The organism is Citrobacter sp. S-77 (assembly GCF_963864895.1).
GTDB classification, from domain to species: Bacteria; Pseudomonadota; Gammaproteobacteria; order Enterobacterales; family Enterobacteriaceae; genus Citrobacter; species Citrobacter murliniae.
Window position 1 is genome coordinate 5062254 of record NZ_CAWLWU010000002.1, and the last position, 20573, is coordinate 5082826.

At 50.7% G+C, this 20573-nt stretch carries 15 protein-coding genes and 1 riboswitch; of the genes, 10 read left to right on the top strand and 5 right to left on the bottom strand.

Features of this window, described 5'->3' with window-relative positions:
- Positions 1 to 23 precede the first annotated feature (23 nt).
- The 3 genes from AACS05_RS24645 to argE form a co-directional block, all read right to left on the bottom strand.
- A complete protein-coding gene (locus AACS05_RS24645) occupies positions 24 to 1757 on the bottom strand; it encodes a phosphoethanolamine transferase CptA (protein WP_045449359.1) in 1734 nt (577 codons plus the stop codon).
- 209 nt (positions 1758 to 1966) lie between these two features.
- Positions 1967 to 4618, bottom strand: coding sequence for a phosphoenolpyruvate carboxylase (ppc, locus tag AACS05_RS24650; protein ID WP_045449361.1), 2652 nt, complete (start codon positions 4616 to 4618; stop codon positions 1967 to 1969).
- Positions 4619 to 4983: 365 nt separating this feature from the next.
- Positions 4984 to 6135 (bottom strand): acetylornithine deacetylase, encoded by a 1152-nt coding sequence (gene argE / locus AACS05_RS24655; RefSeq protein WP_045449364.1) that lies wholly within the window; start codon positions 6133 to 6135, stop codon positions 4984 to 4986.
- Positions 6136 to 6290: 155 nt separating this feature from the next.
- Between argE and argC the strand changes: the two genes are divergently transcribed.
- The 6 genes from argC to oxyR all read left to right on the top strand — a co-directional run bounded on the left by argC (position 6291) and on the right by oxyR (position 13771).
- Complete coding sequence (argC, locus tag AACS05_RS24660; RefSeq protein WP_045449369.1) at positions 6291 to 7295, top strand: N-acetyl-gamma-glutamyl-phosphate reductase; 1005 nt, start codon at positions 6291 to 6293, stop codon at positions 7293 to 7295.
- Between the two features lie 7 nt (positions 7296 to 7302).
- Positions 7303 to 8079: an acetylglutamate kinase gene (argB, locus tag AACS05_RS24665; protein ID WP_144243093.1), complete on the top strand. Its 777-nt coding sequence runs from the start codon at positions 7303 to 7305 to the stop codon at positions 8077 to 8079.
- A gap of 108 nt (positions 8080 to 8187) precedes the next feature.
- The gene (gene argH / locus AACS05_RS24670) at positions 8188 to 9561 is read left to right on the top strand and encodes an argininosuccinate lyase (RefSeq protein WP_045449372.1); all 1374 of its coding nucleotides are present in this window, start codon (positions 8188 to 8190) and stop codon (positions 9559 to 9561) included.
- A 434-nt stretch (positions 9562 to 9995) separates the two neighbouring features.
- Positions 9996 to 11210, top strand: a complete 1215-nt coding sequence (manD, locus tag AACS05_RS24675; protein ID WP_045449374.1) for a D-mannonate dehydratase ManD — start codon at positions 9996 to 9998, stop codon at positions 11208 to 11210.
- Between the two features lie 114 nt (positions 11211 to 11324).
- Positions 11325 to 12608 (top strand): MFS transporter, encoded by a 1284-nt coding sequence (locus AACS05_RS24680; RefSeq protein WP_045449376.1) that lies wholly within the window; start codon positions 11325 to 11327, stop codon positions 12606 to 12608.
- A gap of 245 nt (positions 12609 to 12853) precedes the next feature.
- The gene (oxyR, locus tag AACS05_RS24685) at positions 12854 to 13771 is read left to right on the top strand and encodes a DNA-binding transcriptional regulator OxyR (RefSeq protein WP_045449377.1); all 918 of its coding nucleotides are present in this window, start codon (positions 12854 to 12856) and stop codon (positions 13769 to 13771) included.
- On the opposite strand, the gene sthA is transcribed toward oxyR, so the two are convergent.
- A complete protein-coding gene (sthA, locus tag AACS05_RS24690) occupies positions 13754 to 15154 on the bottom strand; it encodes a Si-specific NAD(P)(+) transhydrogenase (protein ID WP_045449379.1) in 1401 nt (466 codons plus the stop codon). The genes oxyR and sthA overlap by 18 nt on opposite strands.
- 191 nt (positions 15155 to 15345) lie before the next feature.
- On the opposite strand from sthA, the gene fabR reads away from it, so the two are divergent.
- Together fabR and AACS05_RS24700 are read left to right on the top strand one after the other, a co-directional pair.
- Positions 15346 to 15981, top strand: coding sequence for an HTH-type transcriptional repressor FabR (fabR, locus tag AACS05_RS24695; protein ID WP_003028862.1), 636 nt, complete (start codon positions 15346 to 15348; stop codon positions 15979 to 15981).
- A gap of 15 nt (positions 15982 to 15996) precedes the next feature.
- Positions 15997 to 16356, top strand: a complete 360-nt coding sequence (locus tag AACS05_RS24700) for a YijD family membrane protein (RefSeq protein WP_045449381.1) — start codon at positions 15997 to 15999, stop codon at positions 16354 to 16356.
- Positions 16357 to 16413: 57 nt separating this feature from the next.
- Here AACS05_RS24700 and trmA read toward each other — a convergent pair whose 3' ends face one another.
- Positions 16414 to 17514: a tRNA (uridine(54)-C5)-methyltransferase TrmA gene (gene trmA, locus AACS05_RS24705; protein ID WP_045449383.1), complete on the bottom strand. Its 1101-nt coding sequence runs from the start codon at positions 17512 to 17514 to the stop codon at positions 16414 to 16416.
- A gap of 115 nt (positions 17515 to 17629) precedes the next feature.
- Positions 17630 to 17825, top strand: a riboswitch (cobalamin riboswitch).
- Between the two features lie 65 nt (positions 17826 to 17890).
- Here trmA and btuB point away from each other — a divergent pair.
- Entirely contained in the window at positions 17891 to 19774 is a 1884-nt protein-coding gene (btuB, locus tag AACS05_RS24710) for a TonB-dependent vitamin B12 receptor BtuB (RefSeq protein ID WP_045449384.1), read from the top strand.
- Positions 19719 to 20570: a glutamate racemase gene (gene murI / locus AACS05_RS24715; protein WP_045449386.1), complete on the top strand. Its 852-nt coding sequence runs from the start codon at positions 19719 to 19721 to the stop codon at positions 20568 to 20570. The genes btuB and murI overlap by 56 nt, the downstream gene beginning before the upstream one ends.
- Positions 20571 to 20573: the final 3 nt, after the last annotated feature.

Consider the following 20573-nt stretch of genomic DNA (forward strand, 5'->3'; position numbering starts at 1 on the left):
CGTAGGCCGGATAAGGCATTCTATTACTGATTCCCGATTTGATCCCCATACGGCAGGGTATCGTAATCAATCAGGGCGTTTTTCTTGTACGGATTACCAATCCAGCGGGTTGTTTCTTTAAACTGCGGGTTGGTAATAGCACGGGTCGGATCGAATCCATCGTAAGTGAAGCCAGCTAAATCAGACCAGGTATGGATAAGCTCAGAGCTGCTGTATTTTCGATTCACATCCTGGGAGAAATCTCGTGGATGCGCGGCCTGCCATTTTTCAGAGGTCCACAGCAGGAACGGAACCGTATACATATGGCGAGTTGGGTTGTCTTCATTTCGACCCTGCGTTTTATGCGGCGGTGTGTCATATACCTCTTCTCCGTGGTCAGAGAAATAGAGCAGGAAGCCGTTCGGATCGGTCGCTTTGTAATCTTTGATCAGGCTAGCAATGATGTGGTCGTTATAAACATTGGCATTGTCATAATCGTTATATGACTCCAGTTCATCGCTGCTCAGACCCGGAGGAACGTTGTCGATATTATTATCGAACTTGCCCTGACCTTCCGGATAACGGAATTTGTACTTAATGTGCGTACCCAGCAGATGAACGATGATGAACTTTTTCGGTGCCGGGTCAGCCATGACTTCTTTAAATGGAGCCAGCACGTTGCTGTCGTATTCGCGCGCACTTTGGGTACGCTGCTGATTCATATAAAACTGCTTGTCCGTCTGCTTAGAAAATACGGTCAGCATGGTATTACGCGCAGTCATTGTTTGCTGATTGGTGATCCAGAAGGTTTTATACCCCGCCTGTTTCATCATATTCATCAGTGACGGCTGCGTCAGATACAAATCCGGATTCTTCTCGTTAGCGAAGGTCAGCGCCTGCTGCAGGATTTCAATCGTGTACGGACGTGAGGTCACGACATTATTGAACACGGTTAAATTAGGATCAGATTTGTGCAATGCGTCCAGCTCAGGCGTGGTTTCACGTGGATAACCGTACAAACTCATGCGTCCACGCTGAGTTGATTCACCAATCACCAGTACCAGCGTGCGCGGGGCATCACCTGAGTTATCTTTAAAGTTAGCCAGTGGCGGCAGCGCATTGTTCTCATTCAGCAGGCTATTCAATGAGGTCAGTTGCTGACGATACTGATAGTAGCCTGAGATAAACTGCCACGGCGCGGCTGGCTCCATACGTGAAGCAAGGCCATCCAGCGTTTTCTCAAAAGGTTTGTGTTTAATAAACGTATTAACGGCCATCGGATGCAGAATCAGACCGTATAACAGCGCAAACGACACCAGATAACGCCAGGGTGACGGAATATAGACCGGGCGCAGGCGGGTCCACAGCAGAATAGCAACTGCCGTGTAGGCCAATGCGATAAGGACAATCTTCAGGCTGAAGTATTGGCTCAGGTATTCGCTGGCTTCGTTTGCGTTGGTCTCAAACATCACGTACAGAACGCTCTGCGAGAACTCCTGTCCGTAAATAACGTAATAGCTCAGCGCAGCCAGTGAAGCAGCCCACAGCACCACGCCAATAACGGCGGCGATAATGCGAATACGGTTTGGAAATAAGAATACTGGGATCAACCACAGTGAGCTGAACAGTAAAGAGTCGCGTAATCCGGTAGACCCGCTGTAACCACTGAAATAAATAACGGCCTGTAGTAAGGTGGAAAAAAACCAAAAATAGAGGAGCGCCCAACCCAGGGCTTTCCAGCTAAACAAAGGTTTAGGCTGGAGTTGTAAGGATTGCATAGTGTGAGCCTGTCTTTAATCGTGTCGCCAAGAGTAGCGGCTAAATATTAAGAGGAACTGAAGCTTCGCGACGTAAATATCGCGTTTTGTTGATGATTTATTCATGAAATGAATGAATCAGGCTGGAAATATATTTGAAATGAAGTGGTTATGACAAGCGTTTTCGAGGCCACCCCCGCGCAATAGCACGAGGGTGACGGGGGATTAACTTAACCTGTATTACGCATACCGGCAGCAACACCTGCGATAGTGACCATCAGCGCTTGTTCAACGCGTGGATCCGGTGCTTTACCTTGTTCTTCCGCCTGGCGCGAACGATGTAAAAGCTCTGCCTGTAGAACGTTTAGCGGATCAGTATAAATATTTCTTAACTGAATAGACTCGGCAATCCACGGCAGGTCGGCCATCAGATGTGAGTCATTGGCAATCGCCAGCACCACATTGATGTCAGCTTCCAGACGGTGACGCAGTTCTTCGCCCAGCGGCCAGAGCTCTTTTTTGACCAAACGCTGATCGTAGTACTCTGCCAGCCACAGGTCAGCTTTCGAGAACACCATTTCCAGCATGCCAAGACGCGTGGAGAAGAAAGGCCAGTCGCGGCACATTGCTTCAAGCTCGCTTTGTTTTCCATCTTCAACCACTTTTTGCAGCGCGGTACCTGCACCCAACCATGCCGGAAGCATCAGGCGGTTCTGGGTCCAGGCAAAAATCCACGGAATGGCTCGCAGAGACTCTACCCCGCCAGTTGGGCGGCGTTTTGCCGGACGTGAGCCGAGCGGTAATTTACCCAGCTCTTGCTCCGGGGTTGCAGAGCGGAAGTACGGAACAAAGTCTTTGTTTTCGCGAACATAACCACGGTACAGTTCGCAGGAGATATCTGAAAGCTCGTCCATAATATGACACCAGGCATCTTTCGGCTCTGGCGGTGGCAACAAGTTGGCTTCCAGAATTGCGCCCGTGTACAAAGACAGACTGCTGATGGTGACTTCCGGTAGACCGTATTTGAAGCGGATCATCTCACCTTGCTCAGTCACACGCAGTCCGCCTTTCAGGCTGCCAGGCGGCTGGGAGAGTAACGCGGCATGGGCTGGTGCGCCACCCCGTCCAATTGAACCGCCACGGCCGTGGAACAACGTCAGCTCAATGCCGGCTTTTTCGCAGGTTTTGATCAGCGCATCCTGTGCCTGATATTGCGCCCAGGAGGCCGCCATCACGCCTGCGTCTTTTGCCGAGTCAGAGTAGCCGATCATGACCATCTGTTTGCCCTGAATCAGACCGCGATACCAGTCGATATTTAACAGCTGAGTCATAACATCGTCAGCATTGTTCAGGTCGTCCAGCGTTTCAAACAGCGGCGCTACCGGCATGGTAAAACCAATGCCAGCTTCTTTCAGCAGCAGGTGAACGGCCAGCACATCTGACGGCGTTTTCGCCATCGAGATAACGTAGGCGGCAATAGAGCCATAAGGTGCTTCGGCAATCACTCGACAGGTGTCGAGCACTTCACGGGTTTCGTTACTCGGTTCCCAGCTGCGTGGCAGAAGTGGACGTTTGGAATTCAGTTCGCGGATCAGGAAGGCCTGTTTGTCTGCTTCTGACCAGCTTTCGTAGTCGCCAATTCCCAGATAACGGGTCAGTTCGCCCAGCGCTTCGGTATGACGGGTGCTTTCCTGACGAATATCGATACGCACCAGCGGTACGCCAAAACATTTCACCCGGCGGAGGGTATCGAGCAGTTCGCCATTGGCGATGATACCCATACCGCAAGCTTGCAGAGACTGGTAACACGCGTACAACGGTTCCCATAGCTGCTCGTTTTGCGTCAACAAGCCTGCAGGTTTTGGCAATTTTTCGCCTTTCAGACGCGCTTCCAGCCAGGCCTGGGTCGTCATCAGGCGTGAACGCAGCATTTTCATCAGGTGGCGGTAAGGTTCTGCCGCCCCTTCTTCACCCACCAGCGCTAAGAGCTCCGGAGTGGCATCGACCATCGATAGCTCAGAAACCAGAAACTGGATGTCTTTCAGGAACAGGTCGGTCGCTTTCCAGCGGCTGAGCAACAGTACATGACGGGTGATATCCGCCGTCACGTTCGGGTTGCCGTCACGGTCACCCCCCATCCAGGAGGTGAATCGGACCGGGACAAAATCGACGGGCAGCTTATAGTTCAGATGCTCTTCCAACTGTTCGTTCAGTTCACGCAGATAGTTCGGCACACCTTCCCACAGGCTGTTTTCAACCACGGCGAAGCCCCATTTGGCTTCATCAACCGGGCTGGGACGTATTTTACGGATTTCATCCGTATGCCAGGACTGGGCGATTAACTGGCGCAGGCGGCGCATCAGTTGGTGGCGTTCGTAATCGACGATGTCTTTGTTATCCAGTTGTTTGAGGCAGGCATTGACCTCACCCATTTTATGGATCAGCGTGCGACGGGTAATTTCGGTCGGGTGTGCGGTCAGTACCAGCTCCAGAGACAACGCCTCTACTGCTTTTTTGATGGTGGCTTCATCAAGGTTGGGCTGGGCTTTCAGTTTACGCAGGGTGCGAGCAATCACTTCCGGGTTGCTGGCAGCTTCGCCTTTTGGCGAAATGCTGTGGTATTGCTCGGCGGTGTTGGCCAGGTTCAGGAACTGGCTAAACGCGCGGGCAACTGGCAGTAGCTCGTCATTAGACAGGTTCTGTAGCGTGGTGAGCAACTCCTGGCGATTAGCTTCATTGCCAGCGCGAGATGATTTGGACAACTTACGGATTGTTTCTACGCGATCAAGAATGTTCTCTCCCAGCGCATCCTTGATGGTTTCTCCCAGCACTTTGCCGAGCATACTGACATTACTACGCAACGCGGAATATTGTTCGTTCATATGACCCCAGACACCCCATCTTTAATTTGATTGCCCTGTAGCTTTCACGCACAGCGGTATTGGCTGCGTTTGCTCACCCTGGTCACTATGCTCCCTGGGATGTGCCTGCTTGCCGTCTTGCTGCGCTGCGAAATCTTTCAGGCTCAACTTTATTCACTTTTATAAAGCCACGTAAAACCCCTGACGTCAATTGCTGCGAAATCGGTTCAGCAAACGAATAAATGGCGGGAATTTACGAAAGTTAATTCACAACCTGCCAGATAAGAAATGCTTATGGGAATATACAAAACTGAGCACAAAACGATCACGGCTGGCATGCACGCGATTGTTGGCCCGGAAAGCGTTACGCCACCGGGCAATATAAATTAATGCCAGCAGAAGTGATGAACAACCTGGGTTATCAATTCGCGAGTTGGTTTAATAAAGCGTGTTTCCAGATACTCATCTGGTTGGTGCGCCTGATTAATTGAACCCGGTCCGAGTACCAACGTTGGGCATAACGTCTGGATAAACGGCGCTTCAGTGCAGTAGTTCACCACTTCCGTTTGCGCGCCCAGCAGTTTTTCAACCACTTCCACCAATTGATGATCTGGCGGACATTCGTAGCCAGGGATGGGTGGATGCAGTTCGGATACCGTCAGACGACCCGGCCAGCGTTCACTGACCGGAGCCAGTGCATCGTTTAGTAACCCATTGAGGTCGTTGAGCGTCATGCCCGGGAGCGGACGAATATCCATGTGCAGTTCGCAGCATGCACAAATGCGGTTGGCGGCATCGCCCCCGTGGATATGGCCGAGATTGAGCGTGGGGTACGGAACCGTAAACGCCTCATAGTGATAACGTTCTTTCAGGTCATCGCGCAGCTTCATGATGTGGCCAATCGCGTCATGCATCAGCTCGATAGCGTTAATGCCACGCGCCGGATCGCTGGAGTGACCAGACTGCCCCAAAATACGTATCGCATTAGAAATATGACCTTTGTGCGCACGAACCGGTTGCAGGGAGGTCGGTTCGCCAATGATTGCACAGTCCGGGCGTAACGAGGTGGTTTCAGCGAAATAGCGTGCCCCCGCCATGCTGGTTTCTTCATCGGCGGTCGCCAAAATGTAGAGCGGCTTTTTCAGTTTCGCGACATCCACATCGCGCAGCGCATCGAGGATAAAGGCGAAGAAGCCTTTCATATCCGCCGTGCCCAGGCCATAGAGCTTATTGTCGTGTTCGGTCAGGGTGAATGGATCACGCGTCCATCGTCCGTCATCAAACGGTACGGTATCGGTATGGCCCGCAAGCAACAGACCACCTGCACCTTGTCCGATACTTGCCAGCATATTGAATTTATTGCGCGTACCGGGAACAGGCTGGACTTCAACACTGAAGCCTAATTCTTTGAACCAGTCCGCCAGCATAGTGATTAAACCTGCATTACTTTGATCGAGCGCTTCTTCCGTGGCGCTAATCGACGGTGTGGCAATCAGAGCGCGGTAAATCTCGATAAATGGCGGTAAATTGTTTTTCATTGTTGACACACCTCGGGTCATGATAGTATCAATATTCATGCATTATTTGTGAATAAAAATACACTAACGTTAAGCGTAATAAAACCCACCAAGTGTAAGGTGAGGTGATAAAGGCTTATACCTGGCAACCGAATATAAGAAGGTGAACAGCCCCGATGTTGAATACGCTGATTGTGGGCGCCAGTGGCTATGCTGGCGCAGAGCTTGTGACCTATGTAAATCGCCATCCTGATATGACCATAACCGCTTTGACTGTCTCAGCGCAAAGCAATGATGCAGGAAAATTAATCTCTGATTTACATCCGCAGTTAAAGGGCATTGTTGATTTACCATTGCAGCCAATGTCGGATATTAGCGAGTTTAGCGCAGGGGTTGACATTGTGTTCCTCGCAACAGCGCATGAAGTGAGCCATGACCTGGCGCCACAGTTTCTGCAAGCGGGTTGTGTGGTATTCGATCTCTCGGGTGCGTTCCGTGTAAACGACGGCGCCTTCTATGAAAAATATTATGGCTTTACTCACCAGCACCCGGACCTGCTGGAGCAGGCGGTGTACGGCCTGGCTGAGTGGAGCGCAGACAAACTGAAAGACGCGAATCTGATTGCCGTCCCCGGTTGTTACCCGACAGCAGCGCAACTGTCACTCAAGCCGCTGATTGATGCCTATCTTCTGGATCTCAGCCAGTGGCCTGTGATTAACGCCACCAGTGGCGTGAGCGGCGCGGGCCGTAAAGCGGCAATATCGAACAGTTTTTGCGAGGTCAGTCTGCAGCCGTATGGCGTGTTTACCCATCGCCATCAGCCAGAAATTGCTACTCATCTGGGGGCGGACGTTATTTTCACACCACATTTGGGCAACTTCCCGCGCGGGATTCTGGAAACCATCACCTGCCGTTTGCAGCCGGGTATCACCCACGCCCAGGTCGCCGATGTGTTACAGCAGGCGTATAGCAATAAGCCATTGGTACGTCTGTATGACAAAGGTGTACCGGCACTGAAAAACGTGGTTGGTTTACCATTCTGCGATATCGGATTCGCCGTTCAGGGTGAGCATCTGATTGTGGTAGCGACAGAAGATAATTTATTGAAGGGCGCGGCAGCACAGGCCATGCAGTGTGCAAATATCCGTTTCGGCTTTGCTGAAACGCAGTCTCTTATTTAAGGGTGCAATGATGAATCCATTAATTATCAAGCTGGGCGGTGTGTTACTGGATAGCGAAGAGGCGCTGGAGCGTCTGTTTACCGCGCTGGTGAATTATCGTGAGTCGCATCAGCGTCCACTGGTCATCGTGCACGGTGGTGGCTGCGTGGTCGATGAGCTGATGAAACAGCTTAACCTGCCTGTGAAAAAGAAAAATGGCCTGCGTGTGACGCCTGCCGATCAGATTGACATCATCACCGGTGCGCTGGCGGGAACCGCGAATAAAACGCTGTTGGCATGGGCGAAAAAACATCGTATTTCTTCAGTGGGTCTGTATCTTGGCGATGGTGATAGCGTTAAAGTAACCCCGCTTGATAAAGAGTTAGGCCACGTTGGGTTGGCGCAACCGGGTTCACCTAAGCTGATTAATACCCTGCTGGAAAGCGGTTTTTTGCCGGTCGTCAGCTCCATTGGCGTAACAGATGATGGGTTACTGATGAACGTCAATGCCGATCAGGCGGCGACGGCATTGGCGGCAACGCTGGGCGCGGATCTGATCCTGCTTTCTGACGTTAGTGGTATCCTCGATGGCAAAGGTCAGCGTATTGGCGAAATGACCGCTGCGAAAGCGGAACAGTTGATCGAGCAGGGCATTATTACTGATGGCATGATAGTGAAGGTGAACGCCGCGCTGGATGCTGCCCGTACGCTGGGTCGTCCGGTGGATATCGCTTCCTGGCGTCATGCAGAACAGCTTCCGGCGCTGTTTAACGGCACGCCGATTGGCACACGTATTTTGGCTTAAGACTTTATGCCCGACGGCGTTTTGCTTGCCGGGCCTACAAGACCGAAGGCTGGATGAACATAGCATCATCCGGCGGCATTGAAATCGAAGAACTTAAGGAAAAAAGTTATGGCACTTTGGGGTGGGCGTTTTACACAGGCTGCGGATCAACGGTTCAAACAGTTCAATGACTCTTTGCGCTTCGACTATCGCCTTGCGGAGCAGGACATTACTGGCTCTGTCGCCTGGTCCAAAGCGTTGGTAACGGTAGGCGTGTTGACTGCGGATGAACAACTCCAGTTGGAAGAGGCGCTGAACACTTTGCTGGAAGAGGTTCGTGTGAATCCGCAGCAAATTCTTGAGAGCGATGCCGAAGACATTCATAGCTGGGTGGAAGGTAAGCTGATCGATAAAGTCGGTCAACTTGGTAAAAAACTGCACACTGGTCGTAGCCGTAATGACCAGGTTGCGACCGATCTCAAACTGTGGTGCAAAGACACAGTGATTGAATTGCTTTCCGCGAACCGACAGTTGCAAAGTGCGCTGGTGGTTACGGCGGAGAACAACCAGGACGCCGTAATGCCGGGTTACACTCACCTGCAGCGCGCGCAACCGGTGACGTTTGCTCATTGGTGTCTGGCCTATGTAGAAATGCTGGCACGTGATGAGAGCCGCCTGCAGGATACGCTCAAGCGCCTGGACGTTAGCCCGTTAGGCTGCGGCGCGCTGGCTGGCACCGCCTATGAAATCGATCGTGAGCAACTGGCCGACTGGCTGGGCTTTGCTTCGGCAACCCGTAACAGCCTGGACAGTGTGTCTGACCGCGACCACGTGCTGGAACTGCTCTCCGACGCCTCTATCGGTATGGTGCATCTGTCGCGTTTCGCCGAAGACCTGATTTTCTTTAATACCGGCGAAGCGGGCTTTGTTGAGCTGTCCGATCGCGTGACGTCTGGTTCATCGCTGATGCCGCAGAAGAAAAACCCGGATGCGTTAGAGCTGATTCGTGGCAAGTGCGGTCGTGTACAGGGCGCGCTGACCGGAATGATGATGACGCTGAAAGGACTGCCGCTGGCTTACAATAAAGATATGCAGGAAGACAAAGAAGGGCTGTTCGATGCTCTTGATACCTGGCTGGACTGCATGCATATGGCTGCACTGGTGCTGGACGGTATTCAGGTGAAACGCCCACGCTGCCAGGAAGCGGCGCAGCAGGGCTATGCTAACGCCACCGAACTGGCAGATTATCTGGTAGCGAAAGGCGTACCGTTCCGTGAAGCGCACCATATTGTGGGTGAAACGGTCGTAGAGGCGATTCGTCAGGGCAAACCGTTGGAAGCGTTGCCGCTTGCTGATTTACAGAAGTTCAGCAGCGTAATTAGCGATGATGTTTACCCGATTCTGTCGCTGCAGTCGTGTCTCGATAAACGTGCGGCAAAAGGTGGTGTTTCACCGCAGCAAGTCGCACAAGCGATTGACTACGCGAAGGCGCGTCTGAGCTAATCTTTTTTATCACTCCCCTGAAAATGGGGAGTGATGGCTATATTTATCTGTTTTATCTTCATCAACCGGAGTGTTAACTCCAGTGACTGGTAATATTTTGTCCTCTTCGCATAGCATTCATTTTTTCTGCGCAACTCCTCACTTTTAATAAATTTTTTTCGATTAAAGATATATCACTGCATTAATGAAATATAATTTATAATCGAAATTGAGTTAATTTTATGATTGCCATGGATTTATTATGAGATTGTTTAACGTGTTATTTTAACGAGATTAATGAATGGGTTTGATTATTTTTGAGGATATTTAAAATCCTCTCGGAGAGTTTTATTTTTAATGTGATTACTGTCGAATAATTACTTTTTTGATCTTGTATGGTAGTAGGCGTGAAATTAAATTTGATATGTCTATTTTAACCACAGGAGATCAAGATAATGAGAATTATCGGTGCGGAAGTTTTTGTAACCTGTCCGGGGCGTAATTTCGTTACGCTAAAAATAACCACTGAAGGAGGGCTTTGCGGTTTGGGGGATGCGACTTTAAATGGTCGCGAACTTTCAGTTGCATCCTATCTGAAAGATCATCTTTGTCCGCAACTAATTGGCCGAGATGCCAGCCGTATTGAAGATATTTGGCAATTCTTTTACAAAGGCGCTTACTGGCGTCGTGGCCCAGTTACGATGTCGGCGATTTCTGCCATAGATATGGCGCTGTGGGATATCAAGGCTAAAGCGGCCAATATGCCGTTATACCAACTACTGGGCGGTGCTTCCCGTGAAGGGGTCATGGTCTATTGCCATACGACCGGGCGCACAATTGATGAAGTGCTTGACGACTATGCGAAACACCAGCAAATGGGCTTCAAGGCGATTCGTGTGCAGTGTGGTGTGCCAGGTATGAAGACCACTTATGGTCTTGCGAAGGGCAAAGGGCTGGCTTACGAACCGGCGACAAAAGGTCAGTGGCCGGAAGAGCAGCTTTGGTCCACAGAAAAATATCTCGACTTCACGCCCAAATTGTTTGATGCCGTGCGCAGCCAGTTTGGTTTTAACGAACATCTGTTGCACGACATGCATCATCGGCTCACGCCCATTGAAGCAGCTCGCTTTGGTAAGAGTATTGAAGATTTTCGTCTGTTCTGGATGGAAGATCCGACGTCAGCGGAGAATCAGGAATGTTTCCGCTTAATCCGTCAGCATACCGTCACACCGATTGCTGTAGGGGAAGTTTTTAACAGCATCTGGGACTGTAAACAGTTAATCGAAGAGCAGCTAATTGACTATATCCGCACCACCATCACTCACGCGGGCGGTATTACGGGTATGCGGAGAATCGCTGATTTTGCCTCGCTCTACCAGGTGCGTACCGGCTCTCATGGCCCGTCAGATTTATCACCAATTTGCCATGCAGCGGCGCTGCATTTTGATCTCTGGGTGCCCAATTTTGGCGTTCAGGAATATATGGGTTACTCCGAACAAATGCTGGAAGTCTTCCCACATAACTGGCGCTTTAATGATGGCTATATGCATCCTGGTGATGAACCGGGACTGGGCATCGCTTTCGATGAAAAGCGGGCGGCAAAATATCCCTATGACCCTGCGTATCTTCCGGTTGCACGTCTGGAAGATGGCACACTGTGGAATTGGTAGCGATTTGAAATCTAAGTGAAGCCATATTTCTGTCGCTTTATTTTTATTTATACAATTTATCAATTGCTCTCTAAATAGCAATCATATCTATTAATTCAGCTCAAGGAGCTAAAAATGGACGTTGATTTGTCAGGTAATGCTGTGGGTAATAAACCGCAGCGGATTCGTCGTATCCAGAACGTGACTCTGGTTTTATTATTTATAGCCGGAATAGTTAATTTTTTGGATCGCTCATCATTGAGTGTTGCTGGTGAAGCAATTCGTGGAGAGTTAGGGTTATCTGCGACAGAGTTTGGTGTCCTGCTTTCTGCATTTTCCCTGTCTTATGGTTTTTCACAACTCCCTTCAGGTATATTGCTAGACCGTTTTGGTCCAAGAATTGTATTAGGTGCAGGATTAATATTCTGGTCATTAATGCAGGCGTTAACAGGAATGGTAAATTCCTTCAGCCACTTTATTATCATGCGTATTGGGCTGGGTATTGGTGAAGCGCCATTTATGCCGGCTGGGGTGAAGTCTATTACCGACTGGTATGCACAAAAAGAACGTGGTACAGCGTTAGGGATATTTAACTCATCTACCGTTATTGGTCAGGCGATTGCACCTCCTGCGTTGGTGCTGATGCAGATAGCATGGGGATGGCGCGCAATGTTTGTGATCATTGGTGTGGCGGGGATTGTTGTTGGCGCTTGCTGGTACGTCTGGTATCGCAATCGGGCGCAATTTATCCTGACGGACGAAGAACGTACTTATCTCTCGGCACCTGCTAAACCACGTCCACAACTTCAATTTAGTGAATGGCTGGCACTGTTTAAGCATCGTACGACCTGGGGTATGATTTTAGGTTTTTCTGGCGTGAACTATACCGGTTGGCTTTATATTGCCTGGCTACCGGGTTATTTGCAGGCTGAGCAGGGTTTTAGCCTAGCGAAGACCGGTTGGGTTGCAGCGATTCCTTTCCTTGCTGCTGCGGTAGGTATGTGGGTGAACGGTATTGTTGTTGATCGTTTGGCGAAGAAAGGTTACGACTTGGCGAAAACGCGCAAAACAGCAATTGTTTGCGGCCTGATTTTGTCTGCATTGGGTACGCTACTGGTCGTACAATCTTCCTCACCCACACAGGCCGTTGCGTTTATTTCGATGGCGTTGTTTTGCGTACATTTTGCGGGAACCTCGGCATGGGGACTGGTGCAGGTGATGGTGTCGGAAACTAAAGTGGCTTCTGTTGCCGCTATTCAAAACTTTGGCAGCTTTGTGTTTGCCTCTTTCGCTCCTATCGTTACCGGTTGGGTAGTGGATACCACGCACTCCTTTAACTTGGCGTTAGTCATTGCCGCTTGTGTGACCTTCACTGGCGCGCTGTGCTATTTCTTCATTGTGAAAGACCGCATTGAGTAACATTCGGCACCTTATTCCAGTAAAGGGTCAGAATAAAAAAAGCGGACCAGAGGTCCGCAAACGTTCACGTTGGCTTTAGTTATTTCGAGTATGAGAGAGACTCTCTGAACGGGCAGTGACTTCAAGGGTTAAAGGGTACCGCTCCGTTTCTGTGGTGCATTATTAAACAGAAAACTTGATAGGGATAATCGTTCGTTGCTATGCTACCTATCGCCATGAACTATCGTGGCAATGGAGGATGAATAATGAATATTCGTGATCTTGAATACCTGGTAGCGCTAGCCGAACATCGTCACTTCCGACGAGCGGCGGACTCCTGCCACGTCAGCCAGCCAACGCTTAGCGGGCAAATCCGTAAGCTGGAAGATGAGCTTGGCGTTATGCTGCTGGAGCGTACGAGTCGTAAAGTGCTGTTCACTCAGGCAGGTCTACTGCTGGTGGATCAGGCGCGCACTGTGCTGCGTGAGGTCAAAGTGCTCAAGGAGATGGCAAGCCAACAAGGCGAGACAATGTCTGGTCCTCTGCATATTGGTTTGATCCCAACGGTGGGACCTTATCTGCTGCCGCATATTATCCCTATGTTGCACCAGACCTTCCCGAAACTGGAAATGTACCTGCATGAAGCGCAGACGCATCAGCTGCTGGCGCAACTGGATAGCGGTAAGCTTGACTGCGTAATTCTGGCGCTGGTGAAAGAGAGTGAGGCATTCATCGAAGTTCCGCTATTTGATGAGCCGATGTTGCTGGCGATCTATGAAGAACATTCATGGGCAAATCGCGAGTGCGTTCCGATGTCCGATTTGGCGGGTGAAAAACTGCTGATGCTGGAAGATGGCCACTGTCTGCGTGACCAGGCGATGGGTTTCTGCTTTGAAGCGGGTGCAGATGAAGATACCCATTTCCGGGCTACCAGCCTGGAAACGCTGCGTAACATGGTGGCGGCAGGCAGCGGTATTACCTTACTGCCCGCGCTGGCGGTTCCACCGGAGCGTAAACGTGATGGTGTTGTCTATTTGCCGTGCATTAAGCCTGAACCACGCCGTACGATTGGCCTGGTGTATCGTCCTGGCTCGCCGCTGCGCAGCCGTTATGAACAGCTGGCAGAGGCCATCCGTGGAGCAATGGATGGCCATTTCGACAGTGCGTTAAAACAGGCGGTTTAGGCCATTTAGCGCCGCTACCCGATAGGCTTCCGCCATGGTCGGGTAGTTAAAGGTGGTGTTAACGAAGTACTCAATGGTGTTACCACCACCTTTTTGCTCCATTATCGCCTGACCGATATGAATAATTTCGGCAGCGCGTTCTCCAAAGCAGTGGATCCCTAAAATCTCTTTGGTTTCACGATGGAACAGGATCTTCAGCGTTCCTACACTCATCCCGACGATTTGGGCGCGAGCCAGATGTTTAAACTGAGCACGACCAACCTCGTAAGGGACTTTCATTGCTGTTAACTGCTGTTCGGTTTTCCCGACAGAGCTGATTTCCGGAATGGTGTAAATGCCAGTCGGAATGTCTTCGATCAAATGTGCGCTAGCTTCACCTTTCACCAGCGCCTGGGCGGCAATGCGCCCCTGATCGTAGGCTGCAGATGCAAGGCTCGGATAGCCGATAACATCTCCCACGGCATACACATGCGGCAGCGCTGTCTGGTACATGCTATTCACTTTGAGCTGCCCGCGGCTGTCTGTTTTCAGGCCAATGTTTTCCAGCGCCAGTGAATCTGTATTCCCGGTGCGACCATTCGCGTACAGCAGGCAGTCGGCTTTCAGCTTTTTGCCGGATTTCAGGTGCATGATGACGCCATCATCACAGCCTTCAATCTTCTCGTATTCTTCGTTGTGGCGAATAACAACACCACTGTTCCAGAAGTGATAAGAGAGCGAATCGGACATCTCCTGGTCGAGGAACGCTAGCAGACGGTCGCGGGTGTTGATTAAATCAACTTTGACGTCCATTCCACGGAAGATCGACGCATATTCACAGCCAATCACGCCAGCGCCATAAATCAGCACATGGCGAGGTTCATGGTGCAGGCTGAGGATAGAATCGCTGTCGTAAACGCGCGGGTGGGAAAAGTCGACATCAACAGGGTGGTAAGGGCGTGAGCCACAGGCGATAACAAATTTATCTGCCGTTAGCGTTTCCACTGTGCCGTCGTGGCATTCCAGAGCAATGGTGTGTTCATCAACAAAGCGGGCATTTCCCTGCAGAATTTCGCAGTGGTTACGCTCGTAAAACCCTTGCCGCATGCGCGTTTGCTGGTTAATCACGTTATCAGCGTGATTGAGAATATCGGCAAAGGAGGAGCGGAGGAGTCGGGAATGGTCGCTGTAAAGGGGGTTCTGATTGAATTCAATGATACGGCTGACTGCGTGGCGGAGCGCTTTAGACGGGATAGTGCCCCAGTGAGTACAACCGCCGCCGACGTTATGATAGCGCTCAATAACCGCGACGCGAGCTCCTTGCTTAACCAGACCCATTGCAGCGCCTTCGCCGCCGGGACCGGAACCTATTACTATTGCATCGTAATCGTAGGAATGTGACATGGTCAGGCTTACCTGTTCTTATACATAAAAGCAACAGAATAGTAACATCGTTGTCGGGATAACCCAATTATCGTTGTGCTTTTTTGCGAAGTCGAAGCACAAACTGCGCGTAAACAAACATTCACAAAGCCATGCCAACAACCTAATCTCTGGTATAGTGCCAGCAAGGTATATGGAAGGATTCAGACATCGTGATGGGCGTTAGAGCGCAACAAAAAGAAAAAACCCGGCGTTCGCTGGTAGAAGCTGCATTTAGTCAACTGAGCGCAGAACGTAGTTTTGCCAGCCTCAGTTTACGAGAAGTCGCTCGTGAAGCGGGCATTGCCCCAACTTCCTTTTATCGCCATTTTCGCGATGTGGATGAACTCGGCCTGACGATGGTAGACGAGAGTGGTCTGATGCTGCGCCAGCTAATGCGCCAGGCGCGTCAGCGTATCGCCAAGGGCGGTAGTGTGATCCGTACCTCGGTCTCAACATTTATGGAATTCATTGGCAACAATCCCAACGCCTTCCGTTTATTATTGCGCGAGCGCTCTGGTACCTCCGCAGCGTTTCGTGCAGCGGTAGCGCGTGAAATTCAGCATTTCATTGCGGAACTTGCGGACTATCTGGAACTCGAAAACCATATGCCTCGTGCGTTTACTGAAGCGCAAGCTGAAGCCATGGTGACGATTGTTTTCAGTGCGGGGGCAGAGGCACTGGATGTTGGCGCAGAACAGCGCCGGCAGTTGGAAGAGCGGTTGGTACTGCAGCTGCGCATGATCGCGAAAGGCGCATTTTATTGGTACCGCCGTGAACAAGAGAAGATGACGCATCACTCCGAGTAACGAGAAGGACGAGCAATGAAACAGTCAGGTCAAGATAAAGGTACTCTGCTGCTGGCGCTGGTTGCTGGCTTATCGATCAATGGCACATTCGCGGCGCTGTTTAGCTCCATTGTGCCATTCTCTGTATTCCCGATTATTTCGCTGGTGCTGACGGTTTACTGCCTGCATCAACGTTACCAAAATCGCACCATGCCTGTGGGATTGCCGGGTCTGGCTGCTGCCTGTTTCATTCTCGGCGTCCTGCTGTACAGTACCGTAGTGCGGGCTGAATATCCGGATATCGGCTCTAACTTCTTCCCGGCGGTACTGTCGGTAATTCTGGTGTTCTGGATCGGCTTCAAAGTGCGTAACCGTAAGCAGGAGATCTCTGAATAATTTCTCCGCTCTGTAGGCCCAATGGTGCTGTGCATATCGGGCCTACAGGACTGCAAACTACTTTGCTGTCAGCAATACACCACACTCCATATGGTGCGTATACGGGAACTGATCGAACAGAGCCAGACGTGAAACATTGTGCGTCTGGCTTAATGTTTCCAGGTTCTTACACAGTGTTTCCGGGTTGCAAGAGATGTACAGAATTCGCGGATACGCCTGCACCATCTTCTCCGTTTCGCTGTCCAGACCGCTACGCGGTGGGTCCACGAAAATGGTTTCACACTGGTAGCTCTTCAGATCGATTCCCTGCAAACGGTTGAATTCACGTACACCGTTCATCGCCTGAGTAAACTCTTCAGCTGCCATACGAATAATTTGTACGTTATCTATGTGGTTGGCCGCAATGTTGTACTGTGCGGCTGCAACAGATGGCTTGGCGATTTCGGTTGCCAGTACGCGGTTGAAATTTTGTGCCAGGGCTAGTGAGAAGTTACCGTTGCCGCAGTAAAGTTCGAGCAGATCGCCTTTTGAATTTTTGGTGACATCAATCGCCCATTCCAGCATCTGAATATTCATGGCGGCGTTGGGTTGTGTAAAGCTGTTCTCAACCTGGCGGTAGATAATCTCCTTCCCCGCAACCGGCAAACGCTCGTCGATATAATCCTGATCGAGCTCGATTTTGGTTTTGGTTGCCCGACCAATCAGATGCACGTTCAGATTCTGTGCACGCAACGCGTCACGCAATACCTTGGCTTCCTGGCGCCATTCGTCATCCAGCTTTTTGTGATACAGCATAGATATCACCGCCTGATTGCTCATAGTGGTGAGGTAATCAATTTGGAAGAGTTTGTGACGCAGGATACGGTTGTTGCGAACACCTTCAATCATTGCCGTCATCAGCGTGTTGATGAGTTCGCTGGCCGCCGGAAAGCTGTCGACGCGAATACGGCTTTTGGTCTGTTGATCGAACATGATGTGATACAAATCATCACCGTCATGCCACAGGCGGAATTCAGCGCGCATGCGGTAATGACTGACCGGTGAGCGAAACACTTCCGGAGCTTGATCAGAGAATGGTGTCATTAAGCTCTGCAAACGCACCACTTTTTCAGCTAACTGCGCGTCATACTGTTCTGTCGGAAGGTGTTCGGGGGTCATGATGTATCCTGAAAAATAAAAGTACGCGGGGATTGTAGGGATTGCTCAGTAGATGTCCAGTTATTGATGATTTCCGATATTGTGATATACGGTCTGGACACAAGGTTGTAACAGACTGTAGCATCCGCGTTCCGGTCCTGTGAGTTAATAGGGAATCCAGTGTGAATCTGGAGCTGACGCGCAGCGGTAAAGAAAGGTGAGATGAGAGCGTAAGCAGACACTGCCTGCGGGTGGGAAGTCTTCATTTCTTTTTATTCTATATCCTGAATAACCTTCCAAGCCCGAAGACCTGCCGGCTAACGTCGCATCTGGTTTTCACCATCGCGTACTATCGGTGGGGCCTGCGGCATCCTTCTTATATTGTGGATGCTTTACAATGATTAAAAAATCGTTGCTGTTGACGGCACTCTCCGTCGCGGCATCTTCTGGTTGGGCGCAGGACGCTAGCCCGGATACACTCGTCGTCACTGCGAACCGTTTTCAGCAGCCTGTTAATACTGTTCTGGCGCCTACCGATGTGGTGACACATGAAGATATTCAGCGCTGGCAGTCAAAAGATCTCAATGACGTAATGCGCCGCCTTCCTGGTGTGGACATCTCGCAGAGTGGCGGTATGGGGAGTAGTTCTTCTCTGTATGTCCGTGGCACTGAATCGCGCCATGTTCTGGTATTGATTGATGGTGTGCCAATGGCGCGTGCGGGTATTGGCAACGCGATTGATATTGGTCAGATTCCGGTATCGTTGGTGCAACGCATTGAATACATTCGCGGACCACGTTCAGCGGTGTACGGATCTGGCGCGATTGGTGGTGTGGTCAATATCATTACCATGTCGGATGATGAGCGCGCGCAAATAAATGCAGGGATGGGAACGCACGGCTACCAGACCTATGATGGTGCGGTTAACAAGCGTTTTGGCGACACGATGGTGACAGCGGCCGGCGCGTACCAGACCACCAAAGGCTTTAATATCCAGCCTAATTCTCCTTACAGCGGTGACAGCGATCGTGATGGCTACCGTAATAAGCTGTTCTGGGGTGGCGTGCAGCACAAGTTTGACGATAACCTCTCTGGCTTCTTCCGCGGCTATAGCTATACCGCTAACAGCGATTACGACCAGGGTTCAGCATATGGTTCTGCTAAAGGTAATGAAGAAGGCCAGAATTACAACCAATCCTGGGATACAGGTCTGCGCTACAATTCTGGTATCTATTCTTCCCAACTGATCGCTAATTACCAACATCTTAAAAATTACAACTACACCAATAATCTTGGTCGCTATGCGGGTGATGCCACGCTGGATGACATGGAACAGCGCTATATCCAGTGGGGTAATAGCGTTGAGGTCGGGCATGGGGCGATTAATGGTGGTGTTGACTGGAAACAGGAAAAGCTGACATCCAGCAGCACAACAAAATCCGATGTCTACAAACGCGATACCACCGGGCTTTACCTGACCGGGCAACAGCAGATCGATAGTGTGACGCTGGAAGCTTCAGGCCGTGAAGACCACGACGAGCAGTTTGGCTGGCATGGTACGTGGCAGACCGCCGCCGGTTGGGAGTTTGTGGACGGCTATCGCGCAACGCTTTCCTACGGAACCAGCTTCCTGGCGCCGTCTCTGGGTCAGCAGTTTGGCGCTACACGTTATGCTTCGGAATATTATTCTGGTATCTCTGCCAACCCGGATTTGAAGCCAGAAGAGTCTAAACAGTGGGAAGCGGGGATTGATGGTTTAACCGGGCCACTGGATTGGCGTCTCTCGGCATACCGTTATGAAATTCAAAACCTGATAGACTATAAAAGCACTAATGGCCTCAACCAGTATGTCAACGTCAAGTCGGCAACTATTAAGGGGCTTGAGTGGACGGGGAATGTGACGACCGGCCCGGTGGAACATCACCTGACGCTGCAATATGTTGATCCGCGCGATGATGAAACCAATAAGACCCTTGCTCGCCGTGCGAAACAGCAGGTGAAGTATGAGCTGACGGGGCAGATTTATGATCTCGGCTGGAATGTGGCTTACCAGTATATGGGGCAGCGCAATGACAACGCCTATGACGAAGCAACCGGCACTTCTCATCCGGTTAAACTAGGTGGTGTTAGTCTGTGGGATATTGGACTTTCATATCCGGTCACCTCACAGCTGACAGTTCGTGGTAAAATCGCCAACCTGTTCGATAAAGATTACGAGACAGTATATGGCTACCAAACTGCAGGACGGGAATACACCTTGTCTGGCAGCTACACCTTCTGATCCACGTCCCACCGTGCTGGTGTTTGATTCCGGCGTCGGTGGGTTGTCGGTCTACAATGAGATCCGGAATCTCTTGCCGGATCTCCACTATATATACGCTTTCGATAACGTTGCCTTTCCTTATGGAGAGAAGAGCGAGGAGTTTATTGTCGAGCGTGTCGTTGAGATAGTTACTGCGGTTCAGCAGCGCTACCCCCTTTCACTTGCTGTCATCGCGTGTAATACCGCAAGTACGGTGTCACTCCCCGCCTTACGCGAAAAGTTCGCCTTCCCGGTAGTTGGTGTTGTACCCGCTATTAAACCGGCGGCGCGACTCACGGCTAATGGCATCGTCGGGTTACTGGCTACGCGTGCGACAGTAAAGCGCTCTTATACGCACGAACTGATTGAGCGGTTTGCTAACGAATGCCAGATTGCAATGCTGGGATCTGCTGAGCTGGTGGAGCTGGCTGAAGCGAAGCTCCACGGTGAACCCGTTTCCCTGGAGGAACTGCGTCGTATTCTGCGGCCGTGGCTACGGATGCCAGAGCCACCGGATACGGTGGTCTTGGGATGTACGCATTTCCCTCTATTACAGGAAGAACTTTTGCAGGTTCTTCCTGAAGGGACGCGACTGGTGGATTCAGGAGCAGCGATTGCGCGTCGAACGGCTTGGTTATTAGAACATGAAGCGCCTGATGCGAAATCAACTGATGAGAACATTGCCTTCTGCATGGCAATGACGACAGAAGCTGAACAATTATTGCCCGTTTTGCAGCGTTATGGCTTCAAAACGCTCGAAAAGCTGACGGTTTAATCA

Bases quoted from the DNA above. Each gene is read 5' to 3' on its own strand.
- AACS05_RS24645 (WP_045449359.1), bottom strand. From the start codon at position 1,757: ATGCAATCCTTACAACTCCAGCCTAAACCTTTGTTTAGCTGGAAAGCC.
- ppc (WP_045449361.1), bottom strand. From the start codon at position 4,618: ATGAACGAACAATATTCCGCGTTGCGTAGTAATGTCAGTATGCTCGGC.
- argE (WP_045449364.1), bottom strand. From the start codon at position 6,135: ATGAAAAACAATTTACCGCCATTTATCGAGATTTACCGCGCTCTGATT.
- argC (WP_045449369.1), top strand. From the start codon at position 6,291: ATGTTGAATACGCTGATTGTGGGCGCCAGTGGCTATGCTGGCGCAGAG.
- argB (WP_144243093.1), top strand. From the start codon at position 7,303: ATGATGAATCCATTAATTATCAAGCTGGGCGGTGTGTTACTGGATAGC.
- argH (WP_045449372.1), top strand. From the start codon at position 8,188: ATGGCACTTTGGGGTGGGCGTTTTACACAGGCTGCGGATCAACGGTTC.
- manD (WP_045449374.1), top strand. From the start codon at position 9,996: ATGAGAATTATCGGTGCGGAAGTTTTTGTAACCTGTCCGGGGCGTAAT.
- AACS05_RS24680 (WP_045449376.1), top strand. From the start codon at position 11,325: ATGGACGTTGATTTGTCAGGTAATGCTGTGGGTAATAAACCGCAGCGG.
- oxyR (WP_045449377.1), top strand. From the start codon at position 12,854: ATGAATATTCGTGATCTTGAATACCTGGTAGCGCTAGCCGAACATCGT.
- sthA (WP_045449379.1), bottom strand. From the start codon at position 15,154: ATGTCACATTCCTACGATTACGATGCAATAGTAATAGGTTCCGGTCCC.
- AACS05_RS24700 (WP_045449381.1), top strand. From the start codon at position 15,997: ATGAAACAGTCAGGTCAAGATAAAGGTACTCTGCTGCTGGCGCTGGTT.
- trmA (WP_045449383.1), bottom strand. From the start codon at position 17,514: ATGACCCCCGAACACCTTCCGACAGAACAGTATGACGCGCAGTTAGCT.
- btuB (WP_045449384.1), top strand. From the start codon at position 17,891: ATGATTAAAAAATCGTTGCTGTTGACGGCACTCTCCGTCGCGGCATCT.
- murI (WP_045449386.1), top strand. From the start codon at position 19,719: ATGGCTACCAAACTGCAGGACGGGAATACACCTTGTCTGGCAGCTACA.